The 24589-nt window shown below is 74.3% G+C and carries 24 protein-coding genes and 1 pseudogene; 11 read left to right on the top strand and 14 right to left on the bottom strand.

The window, feature by feature from the left end:
- The first annotated feature begins 38 nt into the window (after positions 1-38).
- Genes ACFYMO_RS26640 through ACFYMO_RS26650 form a run of 3 tightly spaced genes read left to right on the top strand, consistent with a single transcriptional unit; the run spans position 39 to position 3018 of the window.
- The gene (locus tag ACFYMO_RS26640) at positions 39-659 is read left to right on the top strand and encodes a carbonic anhydrase (protein WP_366773538.1); all 621 of its coding nucleotides are present in this window, start codon (positions 39-41) and stop codon (positions 657-659) included.
- 11 nt (positions 660-670) lie between these two features.
- Entirely contained in the window at positions 671-2239 is a 1569-nt protein-coding gene (locus ACFYMO_RS26645) for a SulP family inorganic anion transporter (protein WP_388549508.1), read from the top strand.
- Entirely contained in the window at positions 2236-3018 is a 783-nt protein-coding gene (locus ACFYMO_RS26650) for an SDR family NAD(P)-dependent oxidoreductase (RefSeq protein WP_360300177.1), read from the top strand. The genes ACFYMO_RS26645 and ACFYMO_RS26650 overlap by 4 nt, the downstream gene beginning before the upstream one ends.
- Positions 3019-3079: 61 nt before the next feature.
- On the opposite strand, the gene ACFYMO_RS26655 is transcribed toward ACFYMO_RS26650, so the two are convergent.
- The 3 genes from ACFYMO_RS26655 to ACFYMO_RS26665 form a co-directional block, all read right to left on the bottom strand.
- Complete coding sequence (locus ACFYMO_RS26655) at positions 3080-3661, bottom strand: tetratricopeptide repeat protein (RefSeq protein WP_388549512.1); 582 nt, start codon at positions 3659-3661, stop codon at positions 3080-3082.
- Between the two features lie 152 nt (positions 3662-3813).
- Positions 3814-4866, bottom strand: coding sequence for a M23 family metallopeptidase (locus ACFYMO_RS26660; protein WP_366773540.1), 1053 nt, complete (start codon positions 4864-4866; stop codon positions 3814-3816).
- A gap of 127 nt (positions 4867-4993) precedes the next feature.
- The gene (locus ACFYMO_RS26665; protein WP_388549515.1) at positions 4994-6556 is read right to left on the bottom strand and encodes an MFS transporter; all 1563 of its coding nucleotides are present in this window, start codon (positions 6554-6556) and stop codon (positions 4994-4996) included.
- 171 nt (positions 6557-6727) lie between these two features.
- Between ACFYMO_RS26665 and ACFYMO_RS26670 the strand changes: the two genes are divergently transcribed.
- The gene (locus ACFYMO_RS26670) at positions 6728-7288 is read left to right on the top strand and encodes a TetR family transcriptional regulator (protein ID WP_366773542.1); all 561 of its coding nucleotides are present in this window, start codon (positions 6728-6730) and stop codon (positions 7286-7288) included.
- Positions 7289-7431: 143 nt separating this feature from the next.
- Here ACFYMO_RS26670 and ACFYMO_RS26675 read toward each other — a convergent pair whose 3' ends face one another.
- Together ACFYMO_RS26675 and ACFYMO_RS26680 are read right to left on the bottom strand one after the other, a co-directional pair.
- On the bottom strand, positions 7432-7806 hold the full coding sequence (locus ACFYMO_RS26675) for a DUF6479 family protein (RefSeq protein WP_366773543.1): 375 nt from the start codon (positions 7804-7806) through the stop codon (positions 7432-7434).
- A 114-nt stretch (positions 7807-7920) separates the two neighbouring features.
- Complete coding sequence (locus ACFYMO_RS26680; RefSeq protein ID WP_366773544.1) at positions 7921-8640, bottom strand: MgtC/SapB family protein; 720 nt, start codon at positions 8638-8640, stop codon at positions 7921-7923.
- A 257-nt stretch (positions 8641-8897) separates the two neighbouring features.
- Between ACFYMO_RS26680 and ACFYMO_RS26685 the strand changes: the two genes are divergently transcribed.
- Entirely contained in the window at positions 8898-9065 is a 168-nt protein-coding gene (locus tag ACFYMO_RS26685; RefSeq protein WP_366773545.1) for a hypothetical protein, read from the top strand.
- 169 nt (positions 9066-9234) lie between these two features.
- Here ACFYMO_RS26685 and ACFYMO_RS26690 read toward each other — a convergent pair whose 3' ends face one another.
- Positions 9235-11034 (bottom strand): PP2C family protein-serine/threonine phosphatase, encoded by a 1800-nt coding sequence (locus ACFYMO_RS26690; RefSeq protein WP_366773546.1) that lies wholly within the window; start codon positions 11032-11034, stop codon positions 9235-9237.
- Between the two features lie 134 nt (positions 11035-11168).
- Here ACFYMO_RS26690 and ACFYMO_RS26695 point away from each other — a divergent pair, with 134 nt between their 5' ends.
- The 4 genes from ACFYMO_RS26695 to ACFYMO_RS26710 all read left to right on the top strand — a co-directional run bounded on the left by ACFYMO_RS26695 (position 11169) and on the right by ACFYMO_RS26710 (position 16396).
- Complete coding sequence (locus ACFYMO_RS26695; RefSeq protein ID WP_366773547.1) at positions 11169-11567, top strand: S4 domain-containing protein; 399 nt, start codon at positions 11169-11171, stop codon at positions 11565-11567.
- A gap of 74 nt (positions 11568-11641) precedes the next feature.
- Positions 11642-13006, top strand: coding sequence for an MFS transporter (locus ACFYMO_RS26700; protein WP_366773548.1), 1365 nt, complete (start codon positions 11642-11644; stop codon positions 13004-13006).
- A 223-nt stretch (positions 13007-13229) separates the two neighbouring features.
- Positions 13230-14021, top strand: coding sequence for a beta-phosphoglucomutase family hydrolase (locus tag ACFYMO_RS26705; RefSeq protein ID WP_388549521.1), 792 nt, complete (start codon positions 13230-13232; stop codon positions 14019-14021).
- Entirely contained in the window at positions 14018-16396 is a 2379-nt protein-coding gene (locus ACFYMO_RS26710; protein ID WP_366773550.1) for a glycosyl hydrolase family 65 protein, read from the top strand. Before ACFYMO_RS26705 ends, ACFYMO_RS26710 begins: the two co-directional genes overlap by 4 nt.
- Positions 16397-16452: 56 nt before the next feature.
- Here ACFYMO_RS26710 and ACFYMO_RS26715 read toward each other — a convergent pair whose 3' ends face one another.
- Together ACFYMO_RS26715 and ACFYMO_RS26720 are read right to left on the bottom strand one after the other, a co-directional pair.
- On the bottom strand, positions 16453-17667 hold the full coding sequence (locus ACFYMO_RS26715; RefSeq protein ID WP_366773551.1) for an acyl-CoA dehydrogenase family protein: 1215 nt from the start codon (positions 17665-17667) through the stop codon (positions 16453-16455).
- An 8-nt stretch (positions 17668-17675) separates the two neighbouring features.
- Positions 17676-18698, bottom strand: coding sequence for a phosphotransferase family protein (locus tag ACFYMO_RS26720; protein ID WP_366773552.1), 1023 nt, complete (start codon positions 18696-18698; stop codon positions 17676-17678).
- A 225-nt stretch (positions 18699-18923) separates the two neighbouring features.
- On the opposite strand from ACFYMO_RS26720, the gene ACFYMO_RS26725 reads away from it, so the two are divergent.
- Positions 18924-19073: a hypothetical protein gene (locus tag ACFYMO_RS26725; RefSeq protein WP_019355368.1), complete on the top strand. Its 150-nt coding sequence runs from the start codon at positions 18924-18926 to the stop codon at positions 19071-19073.
- Positions 19074-19127: 54 nt separating this feature from the next.
- Here ACFYMO_RS26725 and ACFYMO_RS26730 read toward each other — a convergent pair.
- The 4 genes and pseudogenes from ACFYMO_RS26730 to ACFYMO_RS26745 form a co-directional block, all read right to left on the bottom strand.
- Positions 19128-19624: pseudogene (locus tag ACFYMO_RS26730) on the bottom strand (gluconokinase).
- A gap of 38 nt (positions 19625-19662) precedes the next feature.
- Positions 19663-19977, bottom strand: a complete 315-nt coding sequence (locus ACFYMO_RS26735; RefSeq protein ID WP_366773553.1) for a DUF202 domain-containing protein — start codon at positions 19975-19977, stop codon at positions 19663-19665.
- Positions 19974-20372 (bottom strand): YidH family protein, encoded by a 399-nt coding sequence (locus tag ACFYMO_RS26740; protein WP_019355365.1) that lies wholly within the window; start codon positions 20370-20372, stop codon positions 19974-19976. The genes ACFYMO_RS26735 and ACFYMO_RS26740 overlap by 4 nt, the downstream gene beginning before the upstream one ends.
- Positions 20373-20440: 68 nt before the next feature.
- Positions 20441-20965, bottom strand: coding sequence for an NUDIX domain-containing protein (locus tag ACFYMO_RS26745; protein WP_366773554.1), 525 nt, complete (start codon positions 20963-20965; stop codon positions 20441-20443).
- Between the two features lie 134 nt (positions 20966-21099).
- Here ACFYMO_RS26745 and ACFYMO_RS26750 point away from each other — a divergent pair, with 134 nt between their 5' ends.
- Entirely contained in the window at positions 21100-22791 is a 1692-nt protein-coding gene (locus ACFYMO_RS26750; RefSeq protein WP_366773555.1) for an FAD-binding dehydrogenase, read from the top strand.
- 155 nt (positions 22792-22946) lie between these two features.
- Here ACFYMO_RS26750 and ACFYMO_RS26755 read toward each other — a convergent pair whose 3' ends face one another.
- Positions 22947-23915 carry an NADPH:quinone oxidoreductase family protein gene (locus ACFYMO_RS26755; RefSeq protein ID WP_366773556.1) on the bottom strand — a complete coding sequence of 323 codons (969 nt, stop codon included), beginning with the start codon at positions 23913-23915 and terminating at the stop codon, positions 22947-22949.
- Between the two features lie 50 nt (positions 23916-23965).
- A complete protein-coding gene (locus ACFYMO_RS26760; RefSeq protein ID WP_366773591.1) occupies positions 23966-24511 on the bottom strand; it encodes a TetR/AcrR family transcriptional regulator in 546 nt (181 codons plus the stop codon).
- Positions 24512-24589: the final 78 nt, after the last annotated feature.

A 24589-nucleotide genomic window follows, 5' to 3' on the forward strand; every position in this document is an offset into this window, starting at 1 on the left:
CGCCGATCCCGTACGCACCTGAACGCAAGGTATCCCTGATGCGCTCTCTCATCCCGCACGCACGCTCCTTCTCCGCACGGATCAGCGATCGCGACGACGAACGCGAGAGCTACGGCAGGCTGGCGCAGGGCCAGTCCCCCGAAGCCCTCTTCATCTCCTGCTCCGACTCGCGGGTGCAGCCCGCCGTGTTCACCGGCGCCCGCCCCGGGCAGCTCTTCGAGCTGCGCACCGCGGGCAACGCCGTGCCGCCCTACACCGGAGCCGAACGCCCCAGCGGCGAATCGGCCACCATCGAGTACGCGGTCCGGGTACTGGAGGTGCCCGAGATCGTGGTGTGCGGGCACTCGCACTGCGGCGCGGTCGGCGCCCTGGTGCGCGGTGAGGACCTGGCGGCCGTGCCGGCCGTGCACGGCTGGCTGACCGCCCAACTGCAATCCTCCGCCGAGCTGGCCCCCGACGACGAGGCCCGCACGCAACCCGACGTAGCCGCAGCCGTGCAGCGCCATGTGCGCGCCCAGTTGGCCCGGCTGCGCGACCATCCCTGCGTCGCCGAGCGCGAGGCCGCCGGGCTGCTGCGGCTGCGCGGCTGGTTCTACGGCATCGACACCGGTCTGATACTCCAACTCGACACGCGTCTCGACGCGTTCCTCCCGCTGTGAGAGGCGGCGTCATGACGCACTCCGAGAACTCCGAGAACAGCAGTGTGCAGAATCCGGGCGGCGCACGTGCCGTGCTTCCCCTGCCCGACCGGAGCACCCTGCGGGCGGACTTCACCGCCTCGCTGGTCGTCTTCCTCGTCGCCGTGCCGCTGTGCGTGGGCATCGCCGTGGCTTCCGGCGTACCGGCCGAACTCGGCCTGGTGACCGGCATCGTGGGCGGTCTGGTCACCGGGTTCCTGCCCGGAAGCAGCATCCAGGTCTCCGGCCCGGCCGCCGGGCTGACGGTACTGGTGTACGAGGCCGTGCAGGCCTACGGCATCGGCGCGCTCGGCGTCCTGGTGCTGCTGGCCGGGCTGCTGCAACTGCTGATGGGTCTGCTCAGGCTGGGCCGCTGGTTCCGTGCCATCTCCGTCTCCGTCGTGCAGGGGATGCTCGCGGGCATCGGCCTGGTGCTGATCGCCGGTCAGCTCTACGCGCTGGCCGACGCCGAGGCACCCGCGAGCGGTCCGGAGAAGATCCTGGGCCTGGGCGGGCTGGTGCTGGACACCGCGCGCGACAGCGCGGCCGCGACCGCCCTGGCGATCGGGGCCGGGACGGTGGCCGTCCTGCTGCTGTGGCCGAAGTGGCGGCCCGCGGCGCGGGTGCTGCCCGCGCCGCTGGCGGCGGTGCTGCTGGCCACGGCGGCGACTGCGGTGTTCGACCTGCCCGTCGCCCGCGTCGAGGTGCAGGGTCTGCTGGACTCCGTCCAGCCTCCGGGCCTGGACGAGTTCGGCGGCCTCGCCTCGCTGGGCATGCTGGGCACGGTGCTCGCGTTCACCCTGATCGCCTCGGCCGAGTCGCTGTTCAGCGCAGCGGCCGTCGACCGGCTGCACGACGGTCCGCGCACCGACTACAACAAGGAGCTGATGGCCCAGGGCGCCGGGAACACCGTGTGCGGGGCGCTGGGCGCGCTGCCGATGACGGCGGTCATCGTCCGCAGCTCGGCCAACGTCCACGCCGGGGCCAGGACGAAGGTCTCCCGGGTGCTGCACGGTCTGTGGCTGCTGCTGTTCGCGGCCGCATTCCCCGCTGCGCTCGGCATGATCCCGCTCTCCGCGCTGGCGGGCGTCCTGGTGCACGCGGGCTGGAAGCTGATCCCGCTCCGCGACCTGGGGCCGATGTGGCGGGAGCACCGCGCGGAGGTGGTGGTGCTGGCCGTCACGGCGCTGGCCATCGTGCTGACCAACATGTTCGAAGGGGTGCTGCTGGGGCTGCTGATGGCCGTCGTGAAGACCGCCTGGGAGACCTCCCACGTCCACGTCGAGACGGAGGACCCAGGCGCCGGACGGCCGCTGCGGGTCACGGTGCTGGGAAACGCCACTTTCCTGCGGCTGCCCAAACTGCAGGACCAGTTGGAGGCGCTGCCGGCCGACCGGCGCGTCGAACTGTGCCTGGAGAAGCTGCGGCACATGGACCACGCCTGCGGGCTCGCCCTGTCCACCTGGGAGGAGCAGCACAACAAGGCCGCCGCACGCGGCGGTGCCGCCGGGTCCGGTGCCGGGGAGCGGCACGGGGAGGGCGCTTCTAGCATGATCCGATGACACGATTCGAGGGATACGCGGCGCTGGTGACCGGCGCCGGACAGGGCATCGGAGCGGCCGTCGCACGTCGGCTCGCCGCCGAAGGCGCACAGGTCCTGGTCACCGACCGGGATCCGGACCGCGCCGAGCGGATCGCCGCGGACATCCGCGGCAGCGGCGGCCGGGCCGCGTCCCGCGGCTGCGACGTGACGGACGCCTCGGCGGCGCAGGCGACGGCCGACCGCGCCGCCGAGGTGTTCGGAGGACTCGACGTCCTGGTCAACAACGCCTACGCCTGCCACCGCGATCCGGCCCGCTTCGAGGACTGGCAGGAAGCGTCCTGGTACGAGGACTTCGAGGTCACCCTGCACGGGGCGGCGCGGTGCACCCGTGCCGCACTGCCCCTGCTGGCCGCGGCCGAGGGGCGGGGTGCCGTCGTCAACGTGGGCTCGGTCAACGCGGAGCGGCACTTCGGGGAGCACGCCTACAGCGCCGCCAAGGCCGGGCTGGCCTCCCTCACCCGCACCCTGGCCGTCGAGTCGGCGCCGCGCGGGGTGCGGGTCAACCTGGTCGAGCCCGGCACGGTGCGCACCGACGTGTGGCGGGAGCGGGCCGAGATGCTGGAGCGTGTCACCGCGCACTATCCCCTCGGCCGGGTGGGCGAGCCGTCGGACATCGCCGCAGCCGTGGCGTTCCTGGCCTCCCGGGACGCGGCCTGGATCACCGGGGTCAGCCTCCCGGTGGACGGCGGGCTGCTGGTGTCCAACCTCGCGATGAACCGCACCATGGCGCAGCCCTGACCGGCCGCCACCCGGCCCGGACGGCGCCGGTCTCGCCCGGTCCGGGTCCGGGCGTGCGGACTCACTCCTCGGCGCGCCGCGCGAGCTGCCGCGCGTACCCGGCCATCGAGCGCTGATAGCGCGGCAGATGCGGGGCGAGTGCCGTCAGCAGGAGGGGCACCGCCTCGCGGGAGCGGCCGAGGTCGGTGAGGGCCAGCGCGAGAACGGCACGCACAGCGTCCTCCAGCGCGACGACCTCGGCCCTCTCGTGCGCCCCGGCCGCGCCGTCCGTCCCGATGTCGCGCTCCAGTTCGGCCCGCAGCAGCGCGACGCTCTCGCCGGGCCGGTCCAGATTGCGCAGCGAGCTGGCGAGCTGGATGACGGCACGGCGGCGGCGCACCCCGGTCAGTCCACCGTGCAGCGCCTCCCGGTAGAGCGGGACGGCGCGCTCCGGGAGGCCCGTGGAATCGAAGGCGCAGGCCCGTTCGAAGGCGGCCTGCGGGCTCCCCGCGGACAGTTCGCCGGCCAGCTCCCCGACCGCGGCGCGGAACCCGTCCGCTCCGCGCTCGGCCACCAGCGCGTCCATCCGCGCCCAGGTGTCGGCCACCCGCCGCTCCCAGTCGGCGCCGTCCCCGCTCGTACCGCCCGCGTCCTGTCCGTTCACGGCGTCAGCTTCACACGCCGGGCGGCCCGCGGCCAGGGGCCGTCGGTCCGGGGCCCGCGAGGTCGGTTCGGCGGGGCCGGGTGCGGCGGGCGGAAGCGGGCCTCCGGCCGCCGCATCGGGCGCTGCCGCGGCGTCACACCGCGGCGGCGGCGTCAGACGTGCACGCCGCGGCTGCGCAGCCAGGGCAGCGGGTCGACCCCCGAACCGACGTCGGGAGTGACCCGGACCTCGAAGTGCAGGTGCGGCCCGGTGGAGTTGCCGGTGCTCCCGGACAGGCCGATCTGCTCGCCCGCGTCCACCCGGTCGCCCTGCCGGGTCTGGATCCGGGAGAGGTGCGCGTACTGGGTGTAGTAGCCGTTGGGGTGCTTGATGACGATGTGGTTGCCGAACGGCCCGCCGCCACCGGTCCGTACGACGGTCCCGGCGCCGACGGCCCGCACCGGAGTGCCGGTGCCGACCGCGAAGTCCTGGCCGGTGTGGCTGTGCGCCCAGCGCTTGCCCGCCGAGGCGAAGCCCGCCGACAGCGTGTAGCCCTCGACTGGGGCCACCCATTTCGCCTCCTCGCCGCCGGAGCGGAGCGCGGCACGGGTGATCGGGCCGGCGGCGCGCGCGGCCCTCTCCTCCCGTGCCTCCCGGGCCCGCTCACCGGCCTGCGTCAGCCGCCGTTCGACGGTGCGCTGCGCACGTCGCCGCCGGTCGGCCTCGGCCTTCAGCTCGCCCAGCACCGTTCGCCGGTGCGCCCGCTGCCGGTCCAGCTGCCGCTGGACCGTCTCCGTGGTGCGCAGCAGCCGGTGGAAGGCGTGGTCGCCCTGGTGCTGGGCACGGAGTTGGTCGAAGAGGGTGTCCGGCGATCCGGTCGTCAGCAGCCGGGTGGCGGGAGCCCAGCCGCCCTGCTGGTACTGCCTGCGGGCGACGGCGCCGAGCTGCCGGTGCAGCCGCCGCAGCCGGTGCGCTCCTCTGCTGACGGCGCGTTCGGCCCGGGCGACCGCCGCGCGCTGGGCCGCCACCTTGCGGGTGGCGGCCTCGTAGCGGGCGGCGGCTGCCGCGGCCTCGCGGTAGAGCGCGGGCAGCGGTCGCGCGGCCTCGGCGACGCCCCTCGCGGGGGCGGTTCCCGCGGCCTGCGGCGTACCTCCGGCGAGTACCGCGGCACACACCAGTGCGGCCAGCGGAGCCGCCGCCCGTCTCGTTCGTACGGCCTCATTCATGGCACGATCGTGCGGCCGGAAACCGCGTGGAGGCCGGTTGGCGAGCGCGGCGCGCGGGCAGCTTGAGCCGTTCGCCGCAGCGATCCGTCCTCAGGACGAGTGCTTTACCGCCCGGTGCGCGGGTGCGTCAGTCGTGCCGGTCGGCGGCTGCCTGCCCACCGGGGCCGGGATCTGCGTCGCCGCCCTCCCCGGGCCGGGGCCGCAGCAGCTGCCAGGCCAGGACGGCGGCGATCGCGAGCAGCGCGGCACCGGCCAGCCCGGTGGCCTGGACGCCGCCGGTGAAGGCGGACCTGGCCTCGGCGAGCAGCGCCCTGCCGGGCTCACCGCCCAGCCGCGCGGCGATGGCCAGCGCGTTGCCGAGCGTCTCGCGGGCTGCCTCCAGCGCGGCGGCCGGTACGCCGTCGACCGGGTCGAGGCGCATCCGGTACGCGGAGGAGAGCACGCTGCCCAGCACGGCCACGCCCAGGGCCCCGCCCAGCTCGATACCGGTCTCGGAGACGGCGGAGGCGGCCCCGGCGCGCTCGGGCGGGACGGCGGCCAGGACCATGCTGTTGGTCAGCGTCATCACCGTGCCCACGCCCAGACTCACCAGGCAGAAGGCCAGGACGACCAGGGCCACTCCGTGGCCGAGCCGCAGTGCCGTCAGCACCGCGAATCCCGCCGCCGCGGTCGCCAGCCCCGCGGTGATCAGCTGTCGGACGCCGGTGTGGCGGGCGGCGGCGGCCGCGAAGAACCCGGAGGCCACCGAGAGGGCGGCGCCGGGCAGCAGGAGCAGTCCGCCGCGCAGCGGGGAGAGTCCGGCCGAGAGCTGGAGGAACTGCGGGATGAAGAAGAGCGAACCGGCCAGCACGAAGATGACGAGCACGTTGGTGACGATCGCGGCGGAGAAGTGGCGGATGCCGAAGAGCGAGAGGTCGATCAGCGGGTCGGCGAGGGTGCGCTGGCGGCGGACGAAGACCGCGCCGAAGGCGAGCCCCAGGACGAGGAAGGGCAGGGCCGCGGGGCCGTCGCCGTGTGCGAAGGACTTCACGGCGTAGACGGCGGGCAGCACGGCCAGCAGGGTGAGCCCCGCGCTGGGCAGGTCGAAGCGGCCCGGCGAGGGGTCCTGGGTCTCGGGTACCAGCAGCGGCAGGCCGATCAGCGCGAGCAGTACCAGCGGCAGGTTGATCAGGAAGACCGAGCCCCACCAGAAGTGCTCCAGGAGCAGTCCGCCGATGACCGGGCCGAGTGCGGAACCGGCGCTGAAGGCCGAGCCCCAGGCGGCGACGGCGACCAGCCGCTGGCGCTCGTCGCGGAACATGTTGCGCAGCAGCGAGAGGGTGGAGGGCATCAGCGTCGCGCCGGCCACGCCGAGCAGCACGCGGGCCGCGATCAGCCAGCCCGCGCTCGGGGCGTAGGCGGCGAGCGCGGAAGCGGCGCCGAATCCGGCGCATCCGGCCACCAGGAGTCTGCGCCGACCGATGCGGTCGCCGAGGGTTCCCATGGTCACCAGCAGTCCGGCGAGGACGAAGGAGTAGATGTCCACGAGCCACAGCAGCTGAGTGCCGGACGGCGCGAGATCGGCGCTGAGGGCGGGGACGGCGAAGCCGAGGACGGTGAGGTCGACGGCGATCAGCAGCACGGGCAGGGTGAGGATCAGCAGCCCCGCCCACTCCCGGGGTCCGGCCCTGTCGGTCGTCTCCTGCGTCATGGCTCGCTGTCTCCGTCTCCCGGCGCCTGCGTGGCGCGCTCTGCCCCCGTGTGCGGTGCGGCGCCCGTGCGGCGTGTTCCCGCGCGCACCGCACTTTTGTGTACAGCCGTACATAAAACTGTGTACTAGGGTACACAGAATCGCCGGAGCCGAGAAAGGCGGACAGCGCCGATGGGAGCCAAGCGCGGGCCCGCCGACCCCGCACGCCGGGAACGGATCATGGCCGCCACCGAGCGGATCCTGCTGCGGGGCGGCATCGCGGCCCTCAGCCACCGCGCGGTGGCCCGCGAGGCCGGGGTGCCGCTGGGCTCGACCACCTACTACTTCGCCACCCTGGACGACCTGCTCGACGCGGCCATCCGCAGGCTGAGCGAGCGCTACGCGTTCCGGCTGCACACCTGGGGCGCCGCACTGGGCGACCTCTCCCGCGCCGGACTCGTCGAAGCGCTGGCCGACCTGGTGGAGGCACTGCTGCGGGAGGACCGCCCCGCGCTGGTGCTCTCCTTCGAGCTGTCCGCCGCCGCCATGCGCAGACCGGAGCTGCGCGAGGCGGCCCTGCTGTACGCGGAGACCGAGCGCGAGGTGCTGCGCGCGCACACCGACGAGCGCACGGCGCGCGCGCTCTCCCGCGTCCTCGACGGCCTGCTGCTGCACTCCCTCGCCGCGGCGGCCCCGCCCACCCGCTCCGACATCACAGGACCGCTCGCGGCGCTGCTGACGCCCGAGGAGTGAGCACCCGGCGCGGGAGCACCCTTGGCACACGGCGCGCCCCCGGCCGCGATCGCCGAGGGCGCCTCACCACGCTGTCCGCGGCACCGGGCCGGGCTCGTCGCGTGCGGCGCGGGGCCGCCGCCACGCACTGCGCGGGTACCGGCTCAGCCGGCCCCGCCGCTGCCGAAGGAGCCGCTCTTGCCGGGCTCCCACTTCTTGCGGGTGGGGGGTTCACCCGGATGGTGCTCGCGGTCGCCCTGGTCGTGCACCCCGCTGTGCGGCAGCCGGCGGATCCCGTCGCGCGGCATCTCGTCCGGCTCGCGGTTCTCCGTGATCTCCTCGACCGGGCCGCTCTCGGGCAGGTGCGGCTGCTGGTCGGGCTCCGGGAGTTCGGGCTCACGGCTCTTGATCCGGATGCCGAGCCAGACGGCGCCGATCAACGCGGCCACGATCAGCAGCCCGATGAGCCCGGGCACCAGACCCACCAGATGGTCGCGGGCGGCGAGGTCCGCCGTCGCTGCGAGGACGTCCGCGTTCATGTGCTCAGCCCCCTTCGGCTCGCGGTGTCGCCCCCCGGGGTTTCCGCAGCCGACGGGCAGGAAACCTCGCCCGGGGGCGAGCACCCGGTTGCGCCAAGTGCGGTTGCGCCGAACTCAGTCGCCGTCCTGCGCGCTCGCGGCGGTACGGCCGTTGACCGCGCGCACCCCCGGAACCGCCACCAGCTCGCCCACGAGCTCCGGCACCGAACCCGGCCCGGAGACCGCGAGGGTCAGCCGCGCCAGATCCGGTTGCCGCTCGTCCATCTGCTCGACACTGGTCTCGGTCACCGCGAACCCCCGCTCCGTGCACAGCTCCAGCACCGTGCGCAGCACGCCCCGCCCCTCCTGGTAGGTGAGCCGCAGCCGGCCGGGCTCCACGCCCGGCAACCGGTCGCTGATCTTGGTGAAGCCCCACACCGTGAGGAAGTGCATCGCCACCACCGCCACGGCCAGCAGCGGCAGACCCGCGCCGCACGCCATCCCGACCGCGGCCGAGACCCACACGATCGCCGCGGTCGTCAGCCCGCGCACCACGTCGCGGCGCAGGAAGATGACCCCTGCACCGAGGAACCCGACGCCCGAGACCACCTGCGCCGCGATCCGGGACGGGTCGAAGGAGACATCCTCCATACCCATCAGGTCGGCGAAGCCGTACTTGCTGACCAGCATGAAGAGCGCGGCACCGATTCCCACCAGCGTATGGGTGCGCAGACCCGCGCTCTTGCGCTTGGCCCGCCTCTCCAGGCCGATCAGCGAGGTCAGGACGAAGGCGAGGGCGAGGTCGGCGAACTGGGGCCAGCCCTGGCCCGTCGAGGAGAAGAACGCGTCGTTCATGTCCGAGGTGTCACCGCCTCACATCATCCGTCCGGACAGGCGGCCCGCGGACGGTGACGGACGGGCGGCGTCCGGCACCGCGCCCGCTCCGCCCGCACCCGCCTGCGGCGGTCCGGCTGCCCGTGCTCCTGCTTTCCTGGGCTCCTGATGAAGTTTTCCGTTTCCCTTCGGTCAGCGTCCGTTATATCCCGGTTCGCGTTTCGTCACCCGAAGCCTGGGGACCCGCTTCCGTGAGCCGACCTCGGAGGTGATCCCACGTGCAGCAACATCAGACGACCCGTGACGAGAACGCCCGGGAACCCCGCCGCCCGACCGTGCACGTCTCGCGGACGGCGAGCAGCCCGGACGGCCCCATGAGCTACGGGCCGCGCTCCTCCCGCGGCGACGGGGACCCGGAGTCGCACATCTTCCGCGGCGAGGACTGAGCCCCGGGCCGGCCGGAGCGGCCGGGTACCCGCACACGCCGGCCGCACTCCGCCCGGTTCCGGGCGGACCCCGTCGGAGGACGGCGCCCCGGCGGGGAGTTGCCGCGCGGGAGGGCGGTGAGGACTCGGGCGGAGCCTTCCGGAGCGTCGGCGGCAGCCTTCCGGAGCGTCACCGGACGCACAGCGCGAGGATCGTCGCGTCGTCCTCGGCTTCACGCCCCAGCAGGGCCGCGGCCACGCAGTCGACGGCCTCCTGCGCGGAGACACCGCGCTCCGCGCACTCCCGGGCGGCTGCCATCAGCGCTGCGACCCCCTCGTCCAGGTCCATGCCGCGGCGCTCGATGACCCCGTCCGTGTAGCAGAGCAGCAGGTCGCCCGAGCACAGCCGGGTGGTGGCGAGCGGATAGGCCGCGTGCGCGGTGACCCCGAGCATCAGTCCGTGCTCCGCCTCCAGCAGCCGCGGCACCCCGTCCCGCACCAGAATCGGCGTGGGATGTCCGGCACTGGCCCAGCGCAGCACCCGCGCCCTCGGGTGCAGATGGCCGACCACACAGGTGGCGGTGGTGTCCAGGCCGCTGTAGTAGACGACCTCGCCCAGTGCCGTGGTCAGCGCCGCCGCGTCCTGGTCGGTGTAGGCGAGTCCGGCCAGCGCGGAGCGCTGCTGCACCGCCCGGCTGGCCGCGTCCACGCCGTGCCCGGAGGCGTCGCCGACGGCCAGCAGCACCCGCCCGTCGGGCAGCTCCCGGCACTTGTACCAGTCGCCGCCCACCCCCGAGTCGGAGGGCACATAGACGGCGCCGACGGAGAGCCACGGCGCGGTGAGGACGCCCAGCGGCGGGGTGAGCGCCTGGCGGAAGGTCTCCGAGACACGCCGGTCGACGGCCGCCTCCCGGCGCAGCCGCTCGGTCTCGGTCAGGGCCCGGCTGAGCAGTTCCTCCTGGCCCGTGACGTTCCGCGCGGTGAACAGCAGGGAATCCGGCACCCCGGCGCCCTCGGGCTCGGCGTGGCCGATCCAGCGGATCCGCCGCTCCCGTCCCGCCACCCGGAGGGTGACCTCGCGGTCCACGACCTCGCCGCCGCGCAGCAGGGCGCTCATGTCGGCGGCGAAGGCGGGCACGTCCTCCGGGACGATCCGCCGCCGCAGCTCCAGCAGCTCGGCCGTCACGTCGTCGACCGAGGTCACCGAGCGGGCCTCGCCGTCCAGACCGTGCTCCGGCTCCGCCGCGGCCGCGGACGCGGTGGGCAGCCCCAGCAGCCGGCGCAGCCCGTGCGACCAGCGCATCCGACCGCTGACCAGGTCCCACTCCGCCCACCCCAGCCGGCTGCGCTCCTGGATCCGGTGGCTGAGCCGCACGTCGCCCACCGGTTCCCAGTTCGTCAGCAGCAGGCCCTCGTCCGGCAGCAGCACCACCGTGCCGCGCAGCCGCCCGCGCTGGAGACCGCCGTCGACCAGGTCGACGTAGTCGAGGTCGTCGGCGGAGGCGGGGCCGCGCCCTTCCAGGGCCGCCCGGTAGACGTCGTACATCCCGCCGGCCCGGATACCCGGCCGGGTCTGCGACAACGGCCGGCCGAGCAGAGCGCGGGGGTCGCGCTCGACCCCGCTCAGTTCGAGGTGGTTGGCGCCGACGACGAGGAAGTCCCGCGCCGTGCCGTCCGCGGCGCACTGCGGGCGCAGCACCGCGGCGCTGCCCCGCAGCACACCCAGCACCGCGGGCAGCCAGGACGGCAGCCCGGGCAGTACCGCCACCTCGGGGGTCGCCCGGCGGGCGGCACCAGCCCGGTGGGGCGGTCCGCTCCCGGTCCTCGGGGCGGAGGAGGCGGGGAGATTCCGCGCCTCGGTGACGCGGACGCGCGCGCGGTGCCGGGCGCGCGCCTCCGTGCGCAGCGCGACCCGGTCGAGTTCCCGGAAAGCGTCTTCCGGGGTCAGGGCGGCGGCTGCGGAGCCGGGGCCCGCGGAGAAGACATTCATATGTGGTCATTGTCGGCCTTGCTGCGGATCTTCGCCGGGTGGCGACCGGCAGCGGGGCCGGACGGCGCCCTCCGGGAGCCGGCGCCTGCGGGCGCCCTCGGCTCCCGGAGGGCGTCCGACCTAGAATCGGGAGCATGACGGCAGAGGAGGGGTCGGTGCGGGTCGACAGCTGGATCTGGTCCGTCCGGCTGGCAAAGACCCGTTCCCAGGCGGCGACCGCCGCCCGCGGTGGACACGTCAAGATCAACGGTGAGCGGGCGAAGGCGGCACACGCCCTGCGGGTCGGCGACGAAGTGCGGGTCCGGCAGGCCGGGCGGGAGCGCATCGTGATCGTCAAACGGCTGCTCAAGAAGCGGGTGGGGGCCTCGGTCGCCGCCGAGTGCTACCAGGACAACAGCCCGCCGCCGCCCTCTCCGGTGGAGGTCCCGCTCGTCCCCCGGCGCGAACGAGGAGCCGGCCGCCCCACCAAGCGCGACCGGCGCGAGCTGGACCGGCTCCGCGACGTGCGGCGCACGGTGCCCGAACCGGAGTGAGGCGCGGCTTCCCGAGCCGGCGGGACACGGTGCCCGAGCCGGACCGCTCGAACGCGCGGTCTGGAGTTTTGCGGATGACCGAGCGGAGCCGACGGCCGCTGGCAGGCGTGCTGGCAGCGATGGCCGTTTCCCTGACCGGGACCCGCATCTCGGCCATCGCGCTCCCCTGGTTCGTCCTGGTCACCACCGGCAGCACCGCCCGCACCGGGCTGGTGGCCCTGTGCGAGATGGCCCCCTACGTCCTGGTCAAGGCGTTCACCGGACCGCTGGTGGACCGGATCGGTCCACGCACGGTCTCCTGGATCACCGACGTGGTCAGCGCGGCCGCGATCACCGCCGTCGGCCTGCTGCACCTGGTTGACGTGCTCTCCTTCTGGCTGCTGCTCCTGCTCGTGGCGGTGATCGGAGCGGCCCGCGGGCCGGGCGACCTGTCGAAGGAGATCATGGTCCCGGTGGCCGCGGAACGCGCCCGGGTACCGCTGGAGCGGGCCGCCGGACTGGCCGGGGTCACCGAACGGCTGGCGTCCACGGTGGGCCCGGCCGCCGGCGGCGCGGTGGTGGCGCTGCTCGGTGCGCAGACCGCGCTGTTCGCCATCGCCTGCTGCTTCGCCGCCGGTTCCGTCCTCATCGTGCTGCTGCTGCCGGGCCGCCGCACAACCGCGCCGGCCGGCTCCGGAGCCGACGCCCGGACCGTCTCCGAGGACGGCTACTGGCGGCAGCTCGGTGCCGGGTTCCGCTTCCTGCGGCGCGATCCGCTGCTGCTGACGGTGATCGCGACGGTCGGCGTCACCAACCTCCTGGACGCCGCCTTCGCCACGCTGCTGCTGCCGGTCTGGGCCCGGGAGTCCGGCAACGGGCCCGGCGCGATCGGGCTGGCCAACAGTGCGCTGGGGATCGCCGCGGTCCTCGGCAGCCTGCTGGCCGCCGCAGTCGCGCACCGGATGCGCCGTCGCCCCGTCTTCTTCGCCGGGTTCCTGCTGGCGGGCGCGCCCCGGTTCCTGATCCTGGCCGTGGACGTACCGCTGTGGGCGGTACTGGCGGTCTTCGCACTCGGCGGGTTCGGGGCGGGCTTCCTCAATCCGATACTCGGGGCGCTCAACTTCGAACGGGTGCCCGGTGAGCTGCGGGGCCGGGTCAACGCGCTGGGCGACTCCCTCGCCTGGGCCGGTATCCCGCTCGGCGGTCTCCTCGCCGGTACCGCCGTCGCCTCCTTCGGCCTGGTGCCGGTGCTGTGCACCGGGGCCGCCGCCTACTTCCTCACCACGAACCTGACCGGGCTGCGGCCGGAGTGGCGCGAGATGGACCGGAAACCGCCGCGGCCCCGCGGCGCCGGCGACGAATTCCCGGACGCGGATGCCGGAGCGGACCCCGCGCCCGACGGCCGGGGCACGGCGGCTGGGCCGGGAGCGGCCGGCGACCTGACCTCCGCCCGGCCGTAGCCCGCGGGATCCGCCGCACGGGCCCGCCCGCCGCACCGCGTACGGGAGCGACCCGGAGCCCGCGGCGCCGGGCCGCTCACCCTCCCGCGCGGCACGGGCCGGTTCCGGCGAGGCGGCACCGGGGTTCCCCGCAGGGGCCGGAGGCCGGTCCGGCGAGCGTCCAGCCGGGCGGCAAAGCGCTTCGGCAGGCATGCCGGAGCGGCGGCCAGGGGACCCGGCACGCATGACGATCCTCGGTCTGCCGGACCGCATCCGCGCATGCCTGTTCGACCTGGACGGCGTGCTGACCAAGACGGCCGCCGTGCACGCCGCCGCGTGGAAGGAGATGTTCGACGCCTATCTGCGGGACCGGGACGGGCCCGGGTTCCGCCCCTTCGACCAGGTGGCGGAGTACGACGCCTATGTGGACGGGCGCCCGCGGGCCGACGGCGTACGAACCTTCCTCGCGGCGCGGGACATCCGCCTCCCGGAGGGCGACCCCGACGATCCGCCCGGCCGCGAGACGGTCAACGGCCTGGGCAACCGCAAGAACGACCTGCTGCTGCACAAGATCCGCACCGACGGCGTGGCGGCGTACGAGGGGTCGGTGCGGTATCTGCACGCGGTGCGGGCGGCGGGGCTGCGGACGGCCGTGGTCTCCTCCAGCGCCAACTGCCGGGACGTGCTGGCCGCGGCCGGTATCGAGGACCTGTTCGAGGTGCGGATCGACGGGATCGTGGCCCGGGAGCGTGAACTGCCGGGCAAACCCCACCCGGACACCTTCCTGGCCGCCGCCGCGGACCTGGGGGCCGCAGCGGGCGAGTCCGCCGTCTTCGAGGACGCGCTCGCCGGGATGGACGCCGGACGAGCCGGGGACTTCGGATATGTCGTGGGGGTCGACCGCACGGGACAGGCCGACGCGCTGCGCGCGCACGGTGCGGACACCGTCGTGCAGGACCTGGCCGAACTGACGGACCGGGAGGGGAGCCGGGAACGGGACGCCCCCCGCCCTCCGGCGCGGAAGGAGCGCTCGTGATCAGCAACTCGTCCTACGCCGTGCAGCCCTGGTCGCTGCGCGAGAGCACGCTGGACATCGACAGGCTGCCGCAGAGCGAGTCCCTCTTCGCGCTCTCCAACGGGCACATCGGCTGGCGCGGCAACCTCGACGAGGGCGAGCCGCACGGTCTGCCCGGCACCTATCTCAACGGGGTGCACGAGCTGCGCCCGCTGCCGTACGCGGAGGGGGGCTACGGCTACCCGGAAGCCGGACAGACGGTCATCAACGTCACCAACGGGAAGGTCATGCGGCTGCTCGTCGACGACGAGCCGTTCGACGTGCGCTACGGCAAGCTGCGCTCCCACGAGCGGGTGCTTGACCTGCGCACCGGACTGCTGCGCCGGGTCTGCGAGTGGAGCTCCCCGGCGGGCTGCACCGTACGGGTCACCTCGACCCGGCTGGTCTCCTTCAGCCAGCGGGCCGTCGCCGCCGTCTCCTACGAGGTGGAACCGCTGGACTCGGATGTGCGCGTCGTCGTGCAGTCCGAACTGGTCGCCAACGAGCAGCTGCCGCAGAAGAGCGGCGAGGACCCGCGGGTGGCCACCGCGCTGGAGGACGTGCTGCAGCCGGAGGAGGATTTCGCCTCCGACATGCGGCTGCGCCTGGTGCACTGCACCGAGCGCAGCGGGCTGCGGGTCGGCGCGGCGGCCGACCACCTCGTGCACGGCCCCGAGTCGACCAGCACCTCCAGCGAGAGCGGCGAGAACGTCGCACGGCTCACCGTCACCGCCGAGCTGCGGCCGGGCGAGCCGCTGCGGGTGGAGAAGCTGGTGGCCTACGGCTGGTCGGGGGTCCGCTCGCTGCCCGCCGTGCGGGACCAGGTCGACGCGGCCCTCGCCGGAGCCCGCAGCAAGGGCTGGCAGGGACTCGTGGACGAGCAGCAGGCGTATCTGGACAGCTTCTGGGCGCGGGCCGACGTGGAGGTGGACGGGGACGCGGAGATCCAGCAGGCGGTGCGCTTCGCCCTCTTCCACGTGCTGCAGGCCGGTGCCCGGGCCGAGAAGCGCGCCATCCCCTCCAAGGGGCTGACGGGCTCCGGCTACGACGGCCACTCCTTCTGGGACAGCGAGCAGTTCGTGCTGCCGGTGCTCACCTACACCTCGCCGGACTCGGTGGCCGAGGCGCTGCGCTGGCGGCAGGAGACCCTGCCCGCGGCGCGGGACCGGGCCCGCCAGCTCGGCCTGCGGGGTGCGGCCTTCCCCTGGCGGACCATCGACGGCTCGGAGTGCTCCGCGTACTGGCCGGCCGGTACGGCCGCCTTCCATGTCAACGCCGACATCGCGGACGCGGTCACCCGGTACGTCGCGGCCACCGGGGACGTGGAGTTCGAGCGGGAGACGGGGGTGGAGATCCTGGTGGAGACCGCCCGGCTGTGGCACTCGCTGGGCCACCACGACCACCACGGCACCTTCCACTTCGACGGGGTCACCGGGCCGGACGAGTACAGCGCCGTCGCGGACGACAACCTGTACACCAACCTGATGGCGCAGCAGAACTTGCGCGAGGCGGCGGACGTGGTGGAGCGGTACACCGAGCGGGCCGCCGCGCTGGGGGTGGACGACGAGGAGGCCGCCGCCTGGCGGGACGCGGCCGAGGCGGTGGCGCTGCCGTTCAACGGGACACTGGGCGTGCACGAGCAGTCGGCGGGCTTCACCGGGCACCAGATGTGGGACTTCGCCGCGACCGGCCCGGACCAGTACCCGCTGATGCTGCACTTCCCCTACTTCGACCTGTACCGCAAGCAGGTCATCAAGCAGGCCGACCTGGCGCTGGCGCTCTACAAGCGCGGCGACGCCTTCGACGCGGAGCAGAAGGCGCGCAACTTCGACTACTACGAGCAGATGACCGTCCGGGACTCCTCCCTGTCCGCCTGCTGCCAGGCCGTGATGGCCGCCGAGGTCGGGCATCTGCGGCTCGCCTACGACTATGTGGGCGAGGCGGCGCTGATGGACCTCGCGGACCTGGAGAGCAACACCCGCGACGGACTGCACATCGCCTCGCTGGCCGGGGCCTGGATCGCGCTGGTCGCCGGGTTCGGCGGGATGCGGCTGCGGCACGGCATGCTGGACTTCTCCCCGCTGCTGCCCGAGCAGTTGAGCCGGCTGGCGTTCACCGTGCAGGTGCGGGGGCGGCGGCTGCGGGTGGAGATCCGCAGCCGGACGGCCCTCTACACGCTGCTGGAGGGCGAGCCGCTGGAGCTGTGCCACTGCGGCAGGCAGTTCACCCTCTCGGCAGGAGAGCCGCAGACCCACCAGGTGCGGCGCCCGCCGCCCCGGCCCGAACCGTCTCCGCCGCAGGGCCGGCACCCCGCCCGGCGGCGCGGCGGCCCGGTGCCGGTCGAGCCGGGGCGGTGACACCGGCGCGGCTCCGGGCGGCTCCGCGCCGCCCGGAGCCCGGTGCCGCCCCGCCCTCAGGTGTGGCGCTTCAGCTCCCGGCGGGCCAGCGAGCGCTGGTGCACCTCGTCGGGGCCGTCGGCCAGCCGCAGCGTGCGCGCCGAGGCCCACAGGTGGGCGAGCGGATAGTCCTGCGAGACCCCGGCCGCGCCATGCAGTTGGACGGCGTCGTCGAGGATCCGCACCACCGCACGCGGCGTGGCGATCTTGATGGCCTGGATCTCGGTGTGCGCGCCCCGGTTGCCGACGGTGTCCATCAGCCAGGCCGTCTTCAGCACCAGCAGCCGCAACTGCTCCACCTGCACCCGCGCGTCGGCGATCCACTCGCGCACCACTCCCTGCCGGGCCAGCGGCGCCCCGAAGGCCGTCCGGTCCAGCGCCCGGCGGCACATCAGCTCGATGGCCCGCTCGGCCATGCCGATCAGCCGCATGCAGTGGTGGATGCGGCCCGGACCGAGCCGGGCCTGCGCGATGGCGAAGCCCCCGCCCTCCTCGCCGACGAGGGCGGACGCCGGGACGCGGACGTCGTGGAAGACCACCTCGGCGTGGCCGCCGTGACAGTGGTCCTCGTACCCGTAGACGGACATCGCTCGGCGCACCTCGAGACCCGGTGTGTCCCGGGGGACGAGCACCATGGACTGCTGGCGGCGCACGTCCGCGCCGTCCGGGTCGGTCTTGCCCATGACGATGAAGACGGCGCAGTCCGGGTGCATGGCTCCGGAGATGTACCACTTGCGGCCGGTGACGACGTACTCATCGCCCTCCCGCCGGATCCGGGTGCCGATGTTGGTGGCGTCCGAGGAGGCGGCGTCCGGCTCGGTCATGGCGAAGGCCGACCGGATCTCGCCGGCCAGCAGCGGCTCCAGCCACCGGGCGCGCTGCTCGGGCGAGCCGAACTGGGCGAGCAGTTCCATGTTCCCGGTGTCGGGCGCCGCGCAGTTGAGCGCGGTCGGCGCGAGCTGCGGACTGCGCCCGGTGATCTCGGCCAGCGGTGCGTACTGCAGATTGGAGAGTCCGGCCCCGTACTCCTCGTCGGGCAGGAAGAGATTCCACAGCCCCTGCGTGCGCGCCTCGGCCTTGAGCTCCTCGAGGACCGGCACCGTGCTCCAGGGGGAGTCCTGCGCGGCGCGCTGCTCCTCGGCCGTCTGCTCGGCCGGGTACACGTGCTCGGTCATGAAGGCGAGCAGCCGCTCGCGCAGTTCCTCGGTGCGCGCGTCGTATGCGAAGTCCATGTGCTGCCTCAGCCCTTCCGCAGAGTGGAGAGTCCGTTGTCGATGAAGACCGGCACCAGTTCGCCGATCCGGTCGAAGCCCGCGCCGACCGTGCTGCCGAGCGTGAAGCGGTAGTGGATGCCCTCGAGAATGACGGCGAGCTTGAAGTAGGCGAAGGCGGTGTACCAGTTGATCTGCGAGACGTCGCGGCCCGAGAGTCGCGCGTAGCGCTCGATCAGCTCGGTGGCCGAGGGGTGGCCGGGGGCTCCGCTGGTGGTGCTGACCGGCGAGTCGGGCACGTCCTGGCGCTCGCTGTACATCGCCAGCAGCCCGAGGTCGGTGAGCGGGTCGCCGAGCGTGGACATCTCCCAGTCGAGCACCGCGGCCACCTCCCCGCCGGCGTCGATCAGCACGTTGTCGAGGCGGTAGTCGCCGTGCACGACGGTGGGCCGCGGCGAGTCGGGCAGCGCCTCGCCGAGCGCGCCGCGCAGCTCGTCGACACCGGCCAGCTCACGGCTGCGGGAGGCCTCCAACTGCTTGCTCCAGCGGCGCAGCTGACGCTCCAGGAAGCCCTCGGGCCGCCCGAAGTCGCCCAGCCCCACCCCGTGCGGATCGACGGCGTGCAGCGCCACCAGCGTCTCGGGCAGCGTCAGGACGACCTCGCGGGTCCGCTCGGCGCCGAGCGGGGCGAGTTCCTCGGCGGTGCGGTAGGGGGTGCCCTCGACGTGGTCCATCACGTAGAACGGCGCGCCGAGCACGTCGGGGTCCTCGCACAGCAGCACGGTCCCGGGCACCGGCACCGGGGTGTCGCGCAGCGCGCTGATGACGCGGTGCTCGCGGGCCATGTCGTGCGCGGTGGCCAGTACGTGCCCGAGCGGCGGCCGCCGTACCACCCACCGGCCCGTCCCGTCGGTGACCCGGTAGGTGAGATTCGACCTGCCGCCCTGGACGACCTCGGCGCTCAGCGGCCCCCGTACCAGTCCGGGGCGCTCGCGCTCCAGGTGCGCGGCCAGCCGCGGCAGATCGAGACCGGGCGGGTTCTGTTCGCTCATCGTGCGCGCTCCTTCGGCATCGGTCGGACCCGATCATGCCGACTAGTCGGTATGGAGTCCAGAGGGGGTCACCTGCCGGTCCGGATTCCGTTCCTCGCGGCCGGGCGACGGGGCCGGTGGAAAACGGTCCGGATTGACCGCCGTCCTCCCGGCTCGGTGTGTGATGCACCGCTTTCCGACCGAAGTCCCATGACAGGCGCACGGGTGGCGCTCTAGCCTCGGGGCATGCCCATGGGTGACAACGAGCCGCTGTTCGTACGCGACGAGCGCTCCAGGAACGGCTACGTCCTCAACCACCGCAACCCCTCCGGCCTAGCCCTGATCATCGTCCTCTCGGTCGGGGTGCTGATCCTGGCCGCCGTCGCGCTCGCCTGACCCGCGGGCCGAAGCACGCCCGGGGCCCGCGGGCCGGACCCCGGCGGGCGCCCCTCAGCACACCCGGGCGCGCGCCAGAGCGCTCCACGCCTCGCGCGTCTCCTGCGGGGTGCCGGCGACGGAGACGGCGGCACCGTACTCGTCCCCGCCGAGCGGTTCGAGGGCCTCGAACTGGGAGCGCAGCAGGCTGGACGGCATGAAGTGGCCGCCGCGGCGGGCCGGCCGTCGCGCTATCAGCGGGCAGGGGCCCGTCAGGTGGACGAAGAAGAGCCGCCCGGACGCCCGACGGAGCCGGTCGCGGTAGCGGCGCCTGAGCGCCGAGCAGACCAGCACGCCGCCATCGGCGGGGTTCCCGGCGGCGGCACGGCTGCGCAGCCAGCCGGCCACCGCGTCCAGCCACGGCGCCCGGTCCGCGTCGTCCAGCGGGACGCCGGCCGACATCTTCTCGATGTTGTGCGCGGGGTGGAGTCGTCCGCGTCGGCGAACGGCACACCGAGCGCCCCGGCCAGCCACTCCCCGACGGTGCTCTTGCCGGAACCGGACACCCCCATGACGACCACGAGCGGCGCGTACGGGCCTTCGGGTCCGTTCACAGCAGCAGCATCCCGCCCACTCCGACCAGCACCAGCACACAGGCCAGTGCCCCCAGGGTCTGGGCCGCCCCCATCGTCCGGGGCCGGGACCGGGCGAGCGCGCGGATCCGCCGGTGCGCGGTCACCAGCAGGCCCACCCAGGCCAGCGCGCCGAGGCAGGCGGCCGCCACGGCGGGGCCGGAGGGATCGGCGAGCGCCACCCGCGCCGTCAGCGCCACCGACACCGCGCAGGTCAGCGTCGTACGGCGCCAGGCCAGCCAGGTGCGCTCCGGCTGGGCGCCCGGGTCGCGGGGCGGCTCGCCGCCGCTCACCGGCCGGCCAGGCCGAACACCACGACGGCGACGACCAGCAGCGCGGCGAACGCCGTACCGCCCGCCAGCAGCACCGGGAAGCGCGAGGCGGGCAGGTCCTCGCCGCGGCGCATGGCGCGCTCGCAGCGCACCCAGTGGTTCACGGCCCGGACGGCACACAGCGCCGCACCGGCCAGCAGCACGGTCGCGACGGCCGTGCGCACCCCCCAGCGCAGGTCGGTCAGGAACTGGTCGACCGCGATCCCGCCCGCCACCAGGGCCAGCGCGGTGCGGATCCAGGCGAGGAAGGTGCGCTCGTTGGCGAGCGAGAAGCGGTAGTCGGGCGTGGTGCCCTCCTCCCTGAGCCGCTGGGGGGCGAACCACAGCCGAAGAGTCGCCGAGAGCCGGTCGCGCATGGCTCAACCGTACGCGGTGACCTGCGGCGCTTCCCCACGGGGACGCCCACGCCGCACGGGTGCACCCCTTACCCGGCGGCGAGCCGCCGGTGGCACTCCAGCCCGTCCGGGACGACGCTGCCCTGTGCGACCCAGCCGGCCAGCCGCCGCTCCAGCTCCTCCTCCGGCAGGAAGTCCCACCACGCGACCTCCTCCGGCTGCGGCCGGACGGGCAGCGTGCACACGACCTCGTACACCTGGAGAAACCAGGAGTACTCGGGCGCCTCGAAGAGGAACTTCAGCCGCCGCTCGGGCTGCGGCAGTCCGCTGACGCCCAGTTCCTCCTCGGCCTCCCGGAGGGCCGCCGTGTCGTAGTCCTCGCCCGCGCCCACCACACCGCCCACCACCACGTCGTACAGCCCGGGGAAGATCAGCTTGGTGGGGGTGCGGCGGTGCACGAAGATCCGGCCCGCCGCGTCCCGGACCCGGATGGCGGTGCTGCGGTGCCGCAGCCGGCCGGCGTAGACCTCGCCGCGCAGCCGCTGCCCGACGACCCGGTCCTGTGCGTCCACGATGTCCAGCAGCTCGTCCGCCGAGCGCCCCTGCGGTGTCATGCGCCCATCCAAGCACCGTGGACGGGCCCCGCGCAGGGGTGTCCGCGGGCGGGCCCGGAGGTTACTCTCCGGTCACCGGTCCCGGTGCGGGTGTCCGCGCACCTGCTGCGGCAGTTGTCAGGAAAGGTGGGAGCATGGCGTACGACGCCGATGTGATCGTGGTCGGAGCCGGACTCGCGGGTCTCGCCGCGACAGCCGAACTGGCCGACGCCGGGCGGCGCGTCCTCCTCCTCGACCAGGAGCCCGAACAGTCGCTCGGCGGGCAGGCGCACTGGTCCTTCGGCGGCCTGTTCTTCGTCGACTCGCCCGAGCAGCGGCGGCTGCGCATCCGGGACAGCCGCGAACTCGCCTGGCAGGACTGGCTGGGCACGGCCGCCTTCGACCGGCCCGAGGACCACTGGCCGCGCCGGTGGGCCGAGGCGTACGTGGACTTCGCCGCGGGCGAGAAGCGTGCCTGGCTGCGCGCCCAGGGGCTGAAGCTCTTCCCCGTGGTGGGCTGGGCCGAGCGGGGCGGCTACGGCGCGGGCGGCCACGGCAACTCGGTGCCCCGGTTCCACATCACCTGGGGCACCGGGCCCGGCATCGTCGAACCGTTCGAGCGGCGCGTCCGCGAGGGCGTGGCGCGCGGGCTGGTGGAGCTGCGCTTCCGGCACCGGGTGACCGGGCTGTCCCGGACGGCCGGAGCGGTGGACACCGTGACCGGCCAGGTGCTGGAGCCCAGCGACGCGCGGCGCGGCACGGCCAGCGGCCGGGAGTCCGTCGGCGGCTTCGAACTGCGCGCCCAGGCCGTGATCGTGACCTCCGGCGGTATCGGCGGCAACCACGAACTGGTACGCGCCCACTGGCCCGAGCGGCTGGGCACCCCGCCCCGGAAGCTGCTCTCCGGCGTGCCGGCGCATGTGGACGGGCTGATGCTCGACGTGGCAGGAGAGGCGGGCGGCCACATGGTCAACCGCGACCGGATGTGGCACTACACCGAGGGGATCGAGAACTGGAACCCCATCTGGGCCCGGCACGGCATCCGCATCCTGCCCGGACCCTCCTCGCTGTGGCTCGACGCCACCGGGCAGCGGCTGCCGGTACCGCTCTTCCCCGGCTTCGACACGCTGGGCACCCTCGACCACATCATGCGGACAGGGCACGGCTACACCTGGTTCGTCCTCAGCCGGAAGATCATCGAGAAGGAGTTCACGCTCTCCGGATCGGAGCAGAACCCGGATCTGACCGGCCGGTCCGTGCGCGAGGTCCTGGGCCGGGCACGCGGCGGCGCCCGCGGCCCGGTGCAGGCGTTCATGGACCACGGGGCCGATTTCGTCATCGAGCGCGATGTCGCCGCCCTGGCCCGCCGGATGAACGAACTGACCGGGGACGGGCTGATCGAGGCGGCGGCGCTGCACCGGGAGATCGCCGCCCGGGACCGGGAGATCCGCAACCCGTTCACCAAGGATCTCCAGATCACCGCGCTGAACGGCGCCCGGCGGTACCTGGGCGACCGGCTCATCCGGGTCGCGGCCCCGCACCGCCTGCTGGACCCGGCCGCCGGTCCGCTGATCGCGGTCCGGCTCAACATTCTGACCCGCAAGAGCCTGGGCGGGCTGGAGACGGACCTGTCCTCGCGGGTGCTCGCCGAGCCCGCGCGAGGACCGGCGGACGCGGCACGGCCGCACCGGGGCGACCCGGTTCCGGGGCTCTACGCAGCGGGGGAGGCCGCCGGCTTCGGCGGCGGCGGGGTGCACGGCTACCGCTCGCTGGAGGGCACCTTCCTGGGCGGCTGCCTCTTCTCGGGGCGCACGGCCGGACGGGCGGCGGCCGCCGCGGTCGCCTGACGTCCCGGGCCCGGCACGGTGCCGGGTGCCCGCGGCCGGGGAGACCGGCAGCCCGGTGCTCCGCGGAGCGACCGGGAAGCCGGTGCCGACGGAGACTTACGGGCCGGCGGCGGCCGGGAACGCGTCGCGGCCCGCCGCCGTCCGTCCGGGGCCGGTCAGCCGGGCTCCACCACCACGCGGCCCGTGGTCACGCCGTCGAAGACCCGCTGGACGGCGTCGGCAGCGCCGCCCAGCGGCACACGCTCGCTCACCAGCGGCCGGACCGCGCCCTCCGCCGCGAGGCGGGTGAGCTCCTCGTGGCAGCGGTCGACGGCTGAGGGCTCCCGCTGCGCGTACAGCCCCCAGTGCAGCCCGAGGACGGAGTAGTTCTTCACCAGCGCGTGGTTGAGTCCGGGGGTGGGCACCGCGCCGCTGGCGAAGCCGACCACCACGATGCGCCCCTCGAAGGCGATGCACTTGGTGGACGCCGCGTAGGCGTCGCCGCCCACCGGGTCGTAGACCACGTCGGCGCCCGCGCCGCCGGTGGCCTCCTTCACGGCGGCGACCACGTCCTCGCTCCTGCGGTCGACGACCACGTCGCAGCCCAGGCCCCGGGCGACCTCGGCCTTCGCGGCACCGCCGACGACTCCGATCACCCGTGCCCCGGCGGCCTTGCCCAGCTGGACGGCCGCACTGCCGACGCCGCCCGCGGCGGCGTGCACCAGCAGCGTCTCGCCCTTCCGCAGCCCGGCGCGCCGGTGGAGCCCGAACCAGCCGGTCTGGTACCCGATGTGCAGCGCGGCGGCTTCGGCGTCGTCCAGCGCGCCGGGCGCGGGACGGGCGCTGTCCTCGGCGACGACGGCCGTCTCGCCGAAGGCGCCGCAGGGCAGCACCGGCTGCCCGAGCACCCGCTCCCCCGCCCGGGGCCCGCCGACGATCTCGCCGCAGAGTTCCACGCCGGGGGTGAACGGCAGCGGTGGGCGCACCTGGTACTCGCCCCGGCACAGCATGGCGTCCGGGTAGTTGACGTTCGCGGCCCGCACCCGGACCAGCAGTTGCCCCGGGCCCGGTTCGGGCTCGGGCACCTCTTCCAGCCGCATCACGTCGCGCGGTTCGCCGTTGGTGTGGACGCGCCATGCCTGCACGGATGGTCCTTTCGTCGACGGGGGGCCGCGCTCCGCGGCCCCGGGCCCGCTCAGGGCCGCAGCGCCCGCAGCAGCAGATCGGCCAGGTGGTCGGCGACCTCCTGCGGCGTGAGCCGGCCGCCCGGCCGGTACCAGCTGCTGAGGTGGTGCACGGAACCGAAGTGGTAGTCCACGACCAGGTCGGCGGGGGTCGCGTCGCTGAACACCCCGGAGCGCCGACCCTCTTCGATCAGCGCACGGAACCTCTCGTGGTAGCGGCGCCGCTCGGCCCGCACCTGCTTCTGCTTCTCCGGGGAGAGCTGGTGCATCGAGCGGAAGAAGATCATGGCGTCGTCGAGGTTGTCGATGGTGGTGACGACGACGTCCGCCGCGGCCTGCCGCAGCCGCTCCTCCACCGGGGCCGCACGGTCGGCGAGCAGGTCGAGGCGCTCCTGCTGGAGCCGCAGCAGCCGGCCGTAGATCTCGTGGAGCAGATCGTCCTTGGATCCGAAGTAGTGGTAGAGCGCGCCCTTGGTGACGCCTGCCGCCTCCACGATCTCCTGCACGGACGTGCGGTCGTACCCCTGTTCGGCGAAGAGGCGGGTGGCGGCCGCCATCAGCCGCTGCGGTACCGGCACCCGGGTGTCGTCCCCGCTCCGGGCACGCGCCGGGCGCGTCCCGCCGCCGTGTACCGG

Source organism: Streptomyces sp. NPDC007025 (genome assembly GCF_042869455.1).
Classification (GTDB): domain Bacteria; phylum Actinomycetota; class Actinomycetes; order Streptomycetales; family Streptomycetaceae; genus Streptomyces.